A 12343-nucleotide genomic window follows, 5' to 3' on the forward strand; every position below is an offset into this window, starting at 1 on the left:
TGAGCTTTCAGGTATCCTTTTTTCTATCATACTTTCTGCATGAAGGAAATCCCTGGTTTTCCTGTCAAAATTAACACACTAGGGGAAAGCTATGTCTAATTAAGGTATAACTCTCGAAACAATGTCTGTGATCCTGATGATTTAAGTATTCTAGTATTTTTGTGCGATCGCCAACCAATACTAATGGAAAAAACCGATATTCTGCCTGCATTGGCAGGAGTAGATTTAAAATTAACTGTTGATAATGTATTTAGCTGGTTGAAAATGGCTTAACTAAGCAATATATTGGATAAGATAAGAGTCTTAGAGAATTCCAATTAAAAAAAATACCCAAAAATCCCTTGTGGTGCAGGCATCTTGCCTGTTACCATCAAGGACAGGCAGGATGCCTATCCCACAAAATTGGGTAATTTATTTTTTGGTGTTCCCTAAGAGGAGAGGGTTAGTGAGATGTGCGGGGAGAGGCTTTGAACCCCCCCATTCCCTCGTAGGAAAGAATTTATACGTTTCCCAAGTTCTGATCTATAGGATATAATTCTCTTAGAGGATGTTTGAAAAGGGTAATTTATTTTTTGGTGTTCCCTTAAACGATTTCCACAGTCGGCTACCCCAATCATAAATATATGACCATCAGTGCCGTAAAAGATATTACATTAGAAAAGTTCTTAATGATGCCGGAGACCAAGCCTGCATTAGAGTTCTTGGAGGGAGATATTATTCAAAAACCTATGCCTAAAGGAAGACACAGTTGTTTACAGTACGAATTATGTAATGGAATTAATCAGATTACAAAAAAGGGGAAGTTAGCCTATGCTTTTCCTGAACTCAGGTGTAGCTTTGGTAGTAGGTCAATTGTTCCTGATATAGCAGTTTTTACATGGGAACATATTCCTTTCCTTAGCAGTGGAGAAGTCCCAGATAGATTTGAACAGTCCCCAGATTGGGTAATTGAGATTCTTTCTCCTGAACAGAAATCAAATAAAGTGATTGGCAATATCTTGTATTGTATGGAGCATGGATGTAAATTAGGATGGTTTCTTGATCCTGATGATTTAAGTATTCTAGTGTTTTTGTGCGATCGCCAACCAATACTAATGGAAAAAACCGATATTCTGCCTGTATTGGCAGGAGTAGAGTTAAAATTAACTGTTGATGATGTATTTGGCTGGTTGAAAATGGCTTAACTAAGCAATACATTGGATAAGATAAGAGTCTTAGAGACTTCCAATAAAAAAATATCCCAAAATTTCTTGTGGTACAGGCATCTTGCCTGCTAATAATACAAGCAGGTCATCTTTTTTGTGGAGTTCTCTTAGGGACTTCCAATTAAAAAAATACCCAAAAATCCCTTGTGGTGCAGGCATCTTGCCTGTTACCATCAAGGACAGGCAGGATGCCTATCCCACAAAATTGGGTAAGTTGTTTTTTGGTGTTCTCTAAGAGCATAAGTGTAAATTAGGATGGTTTCTTGATCCTGATGATTTAAGTATTCTAGTATTTTTGTGCGATCGCCAACCAATACTGATGGAAAAAACCGATATTCTGCCTGTATTGGCGGGAGTAGAGTTAAAATTAACTGTTGATGATGTATTTGGCTGGTTGAGAATGGCTTAATCAAGCAATACCTTAGAGAAGTTATCTCCCCGCTACCAATGTTAAATTAGTCCCTATGGGAATGCTATCGCAGGATATATGACTGAATCAACATTGTCTAAACTAAATAACCCACAGATAGATAGTTTATCACCAGATTTTGTTAAGCCGCCGACACAAGACGAATTACTCTACGATGATGGGATTCCCATGGAGACTTACCGCCATAAAATGCAAATGGATTTACTAGTTGATCCTTTGTCATATTGGCTACGCGATAGAGATGCCTTTGTGGGCGGAAATATGTTTGTTTATTTTAGCCCCCATCAATTAAAAAATCATGATTTTCGCGGTCCAGATATGTTTGCCGTGCTAGATGTTCCCAAAGGTGAGCGTAAATGCTGGGTAACTTGGGAAGAGGGTAAAAGTCCAGATGTTGTAGTGGAGTTACTGTCTTCAAGCACCGCGTCGCGGGATAAAACAGAGAAAAAGGAAATTTACCAAAAACGGCTGCGAGTACCAGAGTATTTCTGGTTTGATCCCTTTAACCCTAGTGATTTTGCTGGGTTTAGTATGGGCAGTGATGGTTATGAACCGATAATTCCCGATGCCCAAAATAGACTGGTTAGTAAGCAGTTAGGGTTAGCCTTAGTGCAGTGGTCGGGGGTGTTTGGCTATGCCGATACTGTTTGGTGTCGGTGGGCAACTTTGGATGGGGTTCTGTTACCTACGGAGCATGAACTGGCTCAGGAAGCACAACAGCAAGCTCAGAAAGCACAACAGCAAGCTCAGAAAGCACAACAGCAAGCTCAAGAAGCACAACAGCAAGCTCAAGAGGCACAACAAAGAGCAGAGGGAGCAGAATTATTACTAGCACAAGAACAACAGAGAATGGAAAAGTTGCTGGCACAATTACGGGCAAAGGGAATAAATCTCAATGAACTCTAGTAGAATCGAAAAAACTATCAAGAATTTCTCTAAAATCACCATTGGCAAAATCTAGTACACTAGGGCGTAAATAGCATGACCATTAAAAGCTCAAAAAAATTTGATTAGACATCTCCAAAAAAGATTGTAGAGACGTTCCATGGAACGTCTCTACAGGGTTTTCAGGTCAAGCATCTTTAACTTATCAAGAAGATAATTTCATCCAAGAAAATCCCTTAGAGGGTGTTTGAAAAGTTTTGAATGTATAGACTGACCCCTCTCCAAACCTCTCCCCTGCAAGGGGAGAGGCTTTAAAACCCCCATTCCCTTGCAGGGAAGGGGGGTAGGGGGGTTAGGTTTTTGGAGATTACTGGTTTAATATAATACTTTTCAAACAACCTCTTAGAGATTGATGATTACTTTCGTAATCGTTTTGAATTAGTTTTACGGGAAGGAGTTGTATTTAACTCAGAGTATGCTATTTGTGAAGGAGTTATTTTTCCCATTTTAATTGAAATTTGGCAAAAGTATAAAGATAAGTTATTAATATGGAGTCATCAGCCATTAAATTTTGATGAAAGACTATCAGGTATCCCTGATTATATTGTTGCTAAAAGATCGCCTAGAGGTAAAATTGTTTTTGAGTCTCCTTATTTAATATTAGTAGAGGCTAAAAAAGACAACTTTGAGGAAGGTTGGGGACAATGTTTAGCCGAATTAATTGCCGCTCAGAAGATAAATAATCAACCGGAACAATTATTATATGGTATTGTTTCTAATGGTAAAATATGGGAATTTGGACAACTGCGAGAACAGAATTTTATTAAAAATATCCAAGAGTATAGTATATCTAATTTAGATAAATTATTTGCCGGACTTAACTTCGTTTTTGGACAAGGTTAGTTATTTATGCCAGGAAATATGCCCAAAATGGAAATTAGCTCATGCTAAATAAATTAAATTTCAAGAAAAAGTTGTCATTTCTTAAATCAATTGATAAACTGAGGGGGATTATTGCGAATTCAGAATCACCAAACCAACATCGATGAAAAAAACGGTGTTCTACCTGTATTAGTAGGATTAGATTTAAAAATTAACTGTTGATGATGTCTTTGACTCAATAAAATTGATATCTAGGCGATATTTAACTACTTTACAGCACTTTGCTCAACTGTTTGGCACAAAACTAAATCCTATAATCCTTGCCGCATAAACCTTTTGGACATTTAGGTGTGGCACTTTAACAATAAAAGTGCTGTATAAGCCAATATTAAGGCAATATGCAAGACGCAAAAAATTCATCGCCAATGGCGTTCACTTTCAACAGTTGCTCAATATGACTAAATCCCAACTTCAGAATTTAACAAGTGGACGAATATTAGCCCGAAATACAATTTACAGTCTTATCGGTCAGGGAGCGCCATTACTAGTAGCTGTTTTTGCAATTCCGCAACTCCTAAAAGGACTAGGTACTGATCGTTTTGGTATACTAACCCTGGCTTGGATGGTTCTTAGTTATTTCAGTTTGTTCGATTTGGGTTTGGGTAGAGCCTTAACTCAACTTGTAGCTGAAAAATTGGGACAGGAAAGTGGTGAGGAAGAAATTCCTGCTTTAGTTGGGACAGCCTCTTTCTTAATGTTGATTTTAGGGCTAGTAGGAACATTAGTTTTTGTAACTTTATCACCTGCCATAGTTTATAATGTCCTCAAGATTCCTACGGAATTACAGAGTGAGACTGTTGTTGCATTTTATCTGCTTTCTGCCTCAGTTCCCCTTGTTACTAGCACAGCAGGAACTGTAGGTATATTATCTGCTTTACAAAGATTTGACCTAATTAATGCAGTTCGCATTCCTTTGGGTTTATTGATGTTTCTCGGACCTGTGTTAGTATTGCCATTTTCCCATAGTCTTGTTCCAGTTATCACTGTTTTATTAGCAGTTAGATTCTTAGCTTGGGGAATTTATATATGGCTATGCCTTCACGCTATGCCAGCTTTACAGCATCAGATAAAATTTAAAAAAGCATTATTAGTGCCTTTATTAAAATTTGGTGGCTGGATGACTGTAACTAACATTGTTAGTCCACTTATGGTATACATGGATAGATTTTTAATTGGAGGTTTAATTTCTGTTACTGCTGTTGCTTACTACACTACACCATATGAGGTCGTAACTAAGCTCTGGCTGATTTCTAGTTCTTTAGTTAGTGTTCTTTTCCCCGCTTTTTCTACTAGTTTCGTCCAAGAACCTCTGCGTGCAAAGCAAATGTTTAATAGGGGTGTGAAATATATTTTTTTGATATTATTCCCCATTACCTTAATAATTATTACTTTTGCCAATGAGGGATTAACTCTTTGGATAGGAAAAGATTTTGCTCAGAATAGCACCTTGGTATTGCAATGGTTGGCTGTTGGGGTTTTAATTAATAGCCTTGCTCAAGTTCCTTTTGCCCTTATTCAAGGTGTTGGACGACCAGATATTACGGCAAAATTCCATTTTATTGAGCTACCATTTTATCTACTGATATTGTGGAAGTTTACAACAGCTTTTGGAATTGTAGGTGCATCTTACGCCTGGGTATTAAGGACAATGATAGATACTATACTTTTGTTCTATATAGCATCTAGGTTTATACCAAATAATAAATCACTAATGCAATTTATGGGTTTTGCTATAGGTGTAACCGTATTTATGTTGGCTCTTGCAACCTTAAAGTTGGAGCTTTACACGAAAGGAATATATTGTGTATTCACATTGTTGGCTTTTGTTGTCACAACATGGTTTATACTTCTAGAAACTGATGAACGGACAATGATCAAGAAGAAACTAAAGGCAGTTTAATTTTTTAGTGAGTCAAGGAATTATGGTTGAAGTAAAAGATAGTAATGAAATTCGGTCTTCTTCTTGTCCAAACTGTTATTTATGTGGTAATGAAGGTAAGTTCCTGTATCAGAGTTTAAAGGATCGCCTGTTTGGTGCGCCAGGTGAATGGAATTTAAAGAAATGTTCAAATTCTGAATGTGGTTTGGTATGGTTAGATCCAATGCCGCTTGAGGAAGATATTGGAAAAGCATATCAAAACTACTATACTCATAACATAGAATACACGAAACAAAGTGTGCTAGGGATTTTTCTCCGTAAATTTTATCATGTAGTGAAGATAATACCTTCACACTTTCTAGGAATCAGGCAAGAAGAGATACGACTTAATAATATGTATCTGGATGATATCAGTCCTGGCAAGTTGCTAGAAGTTGGTTTTGGCAATGGCAAATTTCTAAATCAGATGAGACTGGCTGGCTGGGAAGTTGAAGGGGTTGACTTCGATTCTAAAGCAGTGGAAGGTGTTCGTACAAGATATGGTTTCAATGTTCACGTTGGTAGTTTAGAGCGCATTGCTTATCCAGCTAACACTTTTGATGCAATCACCATGAGTCATGTAATCGAGCACGTATCCAAACCAGTGGTTTTATTACAAGAGTGTTACCGTATTCTTAAACCAGGTGGTTATTTAGTTTTAGTAACTCCTAATAAATCATCCCAAAACCTTGCACAAAAACAACTGTAAACATTTAGAGTAATATTCTACCCCCCGTGAACGCTTACAAAAAAATCAGATATTAATTATGATAAATACAAATAAAGTTTACATTATCCTCGTAAATTGGAATGGTTGGGCTGACACTATAGAATGCTTAGAGAGTGTTTTTAGGAATAATTATCCTAATTATTGCGTTATTGTATGCGACAACAATTCAAGTAACGGCTCTTTAGACTATATAAAAGCTTGGGCAGAAGGTAAAATAGATATTTTTTTGCCAAAAAGCCATACTTTCCACTCTTTAAGCTTCCCTCCAATTTCTAAGCCAGTTTCTTATGTACAATATGATCTAGTCCAAGCAGAAGCAGGAGGAAATAAGGAAGATGCTGATGCTAACTTGATACTAATTCAGACTGGCGCAAACTTAGGCTTTGGTGGTGGAAATAATGTTGGCTTACGCTACGCTTTATTACAAAATGACTGTGAATATGTTTGGTTACTTAATAACGACACCGTTATTGATAATGCAGCAATCAAAAAAATGGTTGAAGCTTCTAATGATTGTCTCAGCATGACTGGATCTATACTTAAATTTTATTCCCAACCTGAAAAAGTTCAAGCCTATGGGGGTGGTTATTTCTCTTCATTCACTAGTAGAGTGGTCAGCGAAACCAAGATTTTTCCCAAAAAACTGGATTTTATAAATGGAGCCAGTTTAATGATGAGTAGAGAAGTTATACAGAAGATTGGACTGTTTGATAGCAATATCTTTATGTATTTTGAAGAAAATGAGTATTGCATACGTGCCCAAAAACAAGGGATTCAAATGAAATGTGCAGATACTGTTGTCTATCATAAAATAGGTGCTTCCAGTAATGATTCGCGTGTCTATACATCATGGTTAAATATTTATAAAAACAAAATCTTCGTAATGAAGAAGCACTTTGGCTATGATTTTTGGTTATTGTTTTTTATCATATCTCTATTTTTTAATCTTATAAATCCCAAGATTAGCCAACCCAAAAAACTTGCAGTTATAGAGATTATTTTCAAGCTTCCCAAACTCTTAACAGTTTTCTCTGACTAATGAAGTAACGAAGGAGTGTGTATTGATAGCGATATGCAATTGAATGAGATAGAGTCATTAAAATTGCAAAACCTGCTTTGTTATTAGATGCTAATTAACTTGGCATTTTGTCTAATAATTTAGCATAACAAATACTGAAAAGCCAAAATTATATGTTCGATATGATTTTTGATTGGATATGTCTATACATACAAATTGGTCTACTAGGGATTCTAATTGTTCGAGAGTTTCTTTATAGTCGCAACCGTAACTTGTATATAATATTAATTTCATTCACGATGTTGGTTTTAGTTCAAGGACAAGCATGGTGGATTTTAAATCAGTTCCAACAAGGAGAGGCAAATATTGTACATCTGTATCAATCAATAAGTTTAGAAGGCACACGATTAGCAAATCTTTATGCTGGTTTATGTGTTATTAGTCTAGTCATAACTTATGTATTTATGGCACGGCACAAATTCAAACTACCCTTGCCATCACAGTTATACGACCAAGTTTTAATTCCAACGCAACAGACAAACTCTCTTTTTTCATATGTCCTAATAGCAAGTTGGGTTATTATATTTGGTGCGATGTTGATACTTCTTCTAGGTGGATTGCAAGCAGCTATAGATAGTCCAGGAACATCTGTTGGTGGTCAGACTATGCTGTTGATATTTGTAAGTTTAGGGAAGATGCCTTTGCTTCATAAAATTTCAGTTAAACAAAGGGTAAACATTTATGACATACTAATTTTCGCTATAACTTTCTTCCTCACTTTGATCAATTCCCGCTTTATAGGCGTATTTATGCTTGTTCAAGTGCTGTTATTATTTAACTACTGCCATAAACAAGTTTCGCGTCGTTGGATGCTTGGTGGTATTTTAATACTTATTTTTATCTTTATTGTATATGGATTGTATAGAGATAATGGTGCTACAAATATTGGTTTGGACTGGCATGAAAAGTTAGATGACTTGTTTAACCGCTTCAGTCAGGACGAAAACCCGGTTAATTGGTTTTATCGTACTAATGTTGAAGGATTTGTGGGTTTAGCAGGTATTCTAACTTATGAAGGCCAAGTTGGTGGAATTGACCATGATTTTGGGTTATCGAACCTCACCTTATTTACGCAACTTATACCAAACGTAATTCGTAATGACCAATATTTAGTTGCTGCTCTAGCAGACTTTTTAGATTCCTTGTATCCATATTCTCAAGGTTCAGTTGTTGCACCAGGACTTGAAATTGCCTATGCCCACTTTGGGTTGTTTGGCATTATACTTATGGGTTTTTTGCTCGGCTATTTAGCAGATTTTTTACATAGAAAAATGCTTGACCACAGACAGGATCGATTTCTAGTAGCTTTGCTGTCAGTACAATCTATGAATATAGTCCGAAATATGCTTCGGATTGTTCTGTTTTTTGGATTGGCAGATTTAACAATGCTCTTAGCTTATAGACTGATATTAAATTTTGGAAAAAAGCAAGATAAGCGAGCAGATTCCAAGAGTTAAGTACCTGGACAGAATTAATTACATATTATTTATTTACCAATCCTTTGTCCATTAAGGATTTCATTCCAAATGTTTGTGTAATTAATTTTGTCCCATTACTTATTAGGTTGTTTATTTGATGACAACGAAATTGTTCTTTTATATAAGGAATTGTAAAATGATTAAAAGCTTTGAATCAGACTGTCAATATATCATTAATGCAGCACATAATTTTGCAGTCAAAAATCCAGATTTTACATCTGAATGTAGGACATATTGATAATTTTCCAGGTGCCGCAGTTTACGTTCGAGATGCTGCTAAAATTTCTTCTTATTTGCTACCTGGAAGCAGGATTCTTGATTGGGGTTGTGGTTACGGACAGCTATCTTATCTGCTAGCAAAAAATGGCTATCAAGTTGATGCTTGTGATTGGTCAAAAGATCTTAAAATACCAGAATTTCTGGATTCAGGGATAAACTATTTTCCCTTGACTTCGCCTGTTCAGATTCATGTTCCTGATGCCTCATTTGATGTTGTGATTTCCAGTGGAACTCTAGAACATGCTCACAACATTATCGATTCATTAAAAGAAATTCGTAGAATCCTCAAACCAGGCGGTTGGTTTTTCATATTTCGGTTTCCTGCAGAGTATTCTATTTCTGAATACATCGCCCGTAAATCCGGGCGCTGGTCTCATGCAGTACGTATGTCAAAATCAGAATTGCAATTTATGTTAAGGATGTTCAGCTTCAGGGTTGATCAGATTGGGTATGATAGCTTTCTGCCCATCTTTCTAGGAAGACAATTAAAATTCTTGCGCCCGATACGTGAACAGCTAGATACCCCAATAACATATCTTGATAAAGTTTTGACATCACTCCCAGTTATATCAGCTTTCTCGACATCAATATATTGCTTTGCTCAGATTAATACCGAATACACTGAAAATTTTTAATCGTGATATTTCATTTAGTCAAGGTTCTCTTTGGTTTCTGCTAAAGAGGTTTATCGATAAATTACAGCGGTTTCCGCCCTTGTGAGGTACATCTTAGCCCCCTCATCGCTTGCGGGGAGGGGGTTGGGGGTGGGGTTCTTGTACCTCATAACAGATGGAAATGCTGTATGGTGGGTTATAGGCTATAAGCCTTAACTATGCTGGATTATTACTTTGCATCAACACCATAATTTCAACATGAAATAGTCATTAACCATACCTGCTATTTACGATTATCTCAAAACTCAAGGAGTACCTTTAATTGATTATCGGAATTGATACCCGTTTTGCGCTCAAGAAGCGTAGGGGAATAGGCAACTACACACTCAATTTAGTGCAATTTTTAGCAAAAATAGATCAGGAAAATCAGTATTTTCTTTATACAGATCAACCTGATTCTGAAAATATTTTACCAAAAACTGCAAATTTTGAAGTTAGAATCCTAGTCCCAACCAATTATTTACTATGGGAACAGCTAGTTCTGCCAAGACAAGCAAGTAAAGATGGTGTAAATTTACTTCATTGCACTGCTAACACATCTCCAGTTTTTCTAAAAAAAAGTACAAAACTGATAGTCACTATTCATGATGTGATGTATCTGAAAGATTCCGTACTATTGCCAAAGTCAAATGTTGCTTATCAAAGACTAGGTAGGATATACAGAAGTGCTATTGTCAGCAAAACTATTAGAAATGCTACTAAAGTGATTACAGTTTCTAACTTTTCTAAAAGTGATATTTTGCATCACTTCCCCAGTCTTCAAACAAGCTCAATTATAACTACCTATGAAGCACCGGATGCTTCATTTAGCATACTTGACAGGGGAAACGCATCTAAAATTATCAAGAATAGTTTTAATCTATCTGGAAAGTATTTATTAACTTTAGGTGGTACAGATCCACGAAAAAACACAAAATTAGTTATTAGAGCTTTTTCAAAGCTAAAGCAAACGAAAAACATTAATGAAAAGTTAGTTATCGTAGGAATTCCAAACTGGAAGCAGTCTGAATTTTATGATCTTGTTTGTTTGCTTCAATGCGAAAATGATGTTATTTTTACGGACTATGTTACTCAAGAGGAATTAGTATATCTCTATAATTGTGCCACATTATTTATCTATCCTTCTTTATATGAAGGCTTTGGTATCCCACCCTTAGAATCAATGGTTTGTGGTACTCCAGTTATTACCTCCAATACAACATCTATTCCTGAAATTGTTGGAGATGCCGCTTTGCAAGTAGACCCCACCAATCAAGAAGAACTTGAATCAGCAGTATATAAATTATTAGTTGACCATTCTTTAAGAGATAACTTAATTCAACGTGGATTAGCAAGAGCAAAGCAATTTTCTTGGCGAAGAATGGCTGAAGAAACTCTAGATATCTATAAATCTATTATTGCCGATGATAATAACTTATGAAAATACTTTTTGTTACTCCGAGATTTCCTTATCCTCTGTTACGAGGAGATCAGTTTATACCTTATCATCGCCTTCGCATATTAAGTCAGCGACATGAACTTACATTGTTAACCCTTTATCATAGTGCCTGGGAACTAGAAAATATTGATCGGATACGTCCGTACTGTAAAGCAATATATCCTGTTCATCTCCCTAAATGGCAATCACTTATCAATGTAGGAAAAGGTTTATTTACTTCACAATTACCTCTTCAAGCTTGTTACTACTTTTCTAGTAAATTTCAGCAACAGCTAGATTCGATTTTGGCAGCCAATAAGTTTGATGTAGTTCATACTTTTATGATGAGGATAGCCCCTTATTTTCATCATATACATACCCCTAAAATTATAGAACTGATTGACTCGATGCAATTAAATTTAGAGCGTCGTGTAGCTTTAGAATCTTTTCCTAAGCGCTTGATTTTTCAGAAGGAACTTCGACGAGTCACCCGTTATGAACGTGATTTACCTAACTTATTTAATAATTTGGTAGTTGTATCTGAAAAGGATGCACAACTAATTCCTAGTGAACGAGTAAAGGTTATCCCCTTCGGAATAGATACTGAATTTTTTAGTTTACAAAAACAACCACCAATAGAACCAACCCTAATTTTTTCTGGAAATATGAGTTATGCACCTAATATTCATGCTGTTAAGTGGTTTGTTGAACTTTGTCTACCCATAATTCAACAAACAATTCCTGATATTACACTTTTGATTGCTGGAGCAAACCCTACAACAGAAGTTCGCAGTTTAGAGCAAAAGAGAGGAGTTATAGTCACTGGCTTTGTAAAGTCTATGCCAGAAACTCTAAAAAAAGCTAAGATTGCGATCGCTCCCATGCAATCAGGATCAGGTATGCAAAGCAAAATTCTGGAAGCAATGGCTTCTGGACTACCTGTAGTTACTACAACCTTGGGACTTGGTTCTCTGAGTGCAAACCCTGACAAGGAAATTTTGATAGCAGATAGTCCAGAAGATTTTGCGAAAGCTACGATTACTCTACTACAAAACTCTGATCTAGCTAGAGAGATTAGAAATCTTGCAAGACAATTTGTTGTTAATAAATATAGCTGGGAATTTTCAGCTAACCAAGTTGAAAACCTTTACAATCATATAATGCTTGATATAAGCAAATGAACTGAGGTTTTCAAGCAAAAAAATCTAGATAATACATAGGAGGAATTTAAATTATGTTTGGAAGATCATTGGTAGTTTTTCACTCTCCCCCCACTTTCGAGAGTTTATAGGGTAGGTAGAAGTAGG

General features: G+C 36.1%; 9 protein-coding genes. All 9 read left to right on the forward strand.

What is annotated here, in order from left to right; translation table 11 throughout:
- Nucleotides 1–623: 623 nt before the first annotated feature.
- The 9 genes from FJR05_RS03295 (at nucleotide 624) to FJR05_RS03340 (ending at nucleotide 12217) form a co-directional block, all read left to right on the forward strand.
- The gene (locus tag FJR05_RS03295; RefSeq protein ID WP_168642801.1) at nucleotides 624–1184 is read left to right on the forward strand and encodes a Uma2 family endonuclease; all 561 of its coding nucleotides are present in this window, start codon (nucleotides 624–626) and stop codon (nucleotides 1182–1184) included.
- 508 nt (nucleotides 1185–1692) lie between these two features.
- A complete protein-coding gene (locus FJR05_RS03305) occupies nucleotides 1693–2541 on the forward strand; it encodes a Uma2 family endonuclease (protein ID WP_168642802.1) in 849 nt (282 codons plus the stop codon).
- Nucleotides 2542–3772: 1231 nt separating this feature from the next.
- Nucleotides 3773–5362: a flippase gene (locus tag FJR05_RS03310; protein ID WP_168642803.1), complete on the forward strand. Its 1590-nt coding sequence runs from the start codon at nucleotides 3773–3775 to the stop codon at nucleotides 5360–5362.
- Nucleotides 5363–5384: 22 nt separating this feature from the next.
- Nucleotides 5385–6089 carry a bifunctional 2-polyprenyl-6-hydroxyphenol methylase/3-demethylubiquinol 3-O-methyltransferase UbiG gene (locus FJR05_RS03315; RefSeq protein WP_168642804.1) on the forward strand — a complete coding sequence of 235 codons (705 nt, stop codon included), beginning with the start codon at nucleotides 5385–5387 and terminating at the stop codon, nucleotides 6087–6089.
- Nucleotides 6090–6147: 58 nt separating this feature from the next.
- Nucleotides 6148–7149 (forward strand): glycosyltransferase family 2 protein, encoded by a 1002-nt coding sequence (locus FJR05_RS03320; protein ID WP_168642805.1) that lies wholly within the window; start codon nucleotides 6148–6150, stop codon nucleotides 7147–7149.
- A gap of 278 nt (nucleotides 7150–7427) precedes the next feature.
- On the forward strand, nucleotides 7428–8645 hold the full coding sequence (locus tag FJR05_RS03325; RefSeq protein WP_168642806.1) for a hypothetical protein: 1218 nt from the start codon (nucleotides 7428–7430) through the stop codon (nucleotides 8643–8645).
- Nucleotides 8646–8842: 197 nt separating this feature from the next.
- Nucleotides 8843–9580 carry a bifunctional 2-polyprenyl-6-hydroxyphenol methylase/3-demethylubiquinol 3-O-methyltransferase UbiG gene (locus FJR05_RS03330; protein WP_168642807.1) on the forward strand — a complete coding sequence of 246 codons (738 nt, stop codon included), beginning with the start codon at nucleotides 8843–8845 and terminating at the stop codon, nucleotides 9578–9580.
- 301 nt (nucleotides 9581–9881) lie between these two features.
- Nucleotides 9882–11039, forward strand: coding sequence for a glycosyltransferase family 1 protein (locus FJR05_RS03335; protein ID WP_168642808.1), 1158 nt, complete (start codon nucleotides 9882–9884; stop codon nucleotides 11037–11039).
- Complete coding sequence (locus FJR05_RS03340) at nucleotides 11036–12217, forward strand: glycosyltransferase family 4 protein (RefSeq protein WP_168642809.1); 1182 nt, start codon at nucleotides 11036–11038, stop codon at nucleotides 12215–12217. The genes FJR05_RS03335 and FJR05_RS03340 overlap by 4 nt, the downstream gene beginning before the upstream one ends.
- The last annotated feature ends 126 nt before the right edge of the window (nucleotides 12218–12343 follow it).

Origin of the sequence: Dolichospermum sp. UHCC 0259 (assembly GCF_009711935.1) — a bacterium.
In the GTDB taxonomy this organism is placed as follows: Bacteria; Cyanobacteriota; Cyanobacteriia; order Cyanobacteriales; family Nostocaceae; genus Dolichospermum.

Excerpts from the sequence above, each read along its gene's own strand:
- FJR05_RS03340 (WP_168642809.1), top strand. The coding sequence starts at position 11,036 with ATGAAAATACTTTTTGTTACTCCGAGATTTCCTTATCCTCTGTTACGA.
- FJR05_RS03315 (WP_168642804.1), top strand. The coding sequence starts at position 5,385 with ATGGTTGAAGTAAAAGATAGTAATGAAATTCGGTCTTCTTCTTGTCCA.
- FJR05_RS03295 (WP_168642801.1), top strand. The coding sequence starts at position 624 with ATGACCATCAGTGCCGTAAAAGATATTACATTAGAAAAGTTCTTAATG.
- FJR05_RS03325 (WP_168642806.1), top strand. The coding sequence starts at position 7,428 with ATGTTGGTTTTAGTTCAAGGACAAGCATGGTGGATTTTAAATCAGTTC.
- FJR05_RS03330 (WP_168642807.1), top strand. The coding sequence starts at position 8,843 with ATGCAGCACATAATTTTGCAGTCAAAAATCCAGATTTTACATCTGAAT.
- FJR05_RS03305 (WP_168642802.1), top strand. The coding sequence starts at position 1,693 with ATGACTGAATCAACATTGTCTAAACTAAATAACCCACAGATAGATAGT.
- FJR05_RS03320 (WP_168642805.1), top strand. The coding sequence starts at position 6,148 with ATGATAAATACAAATAAAGTTTACATTATCCTCGTAAATTGGAATGGT.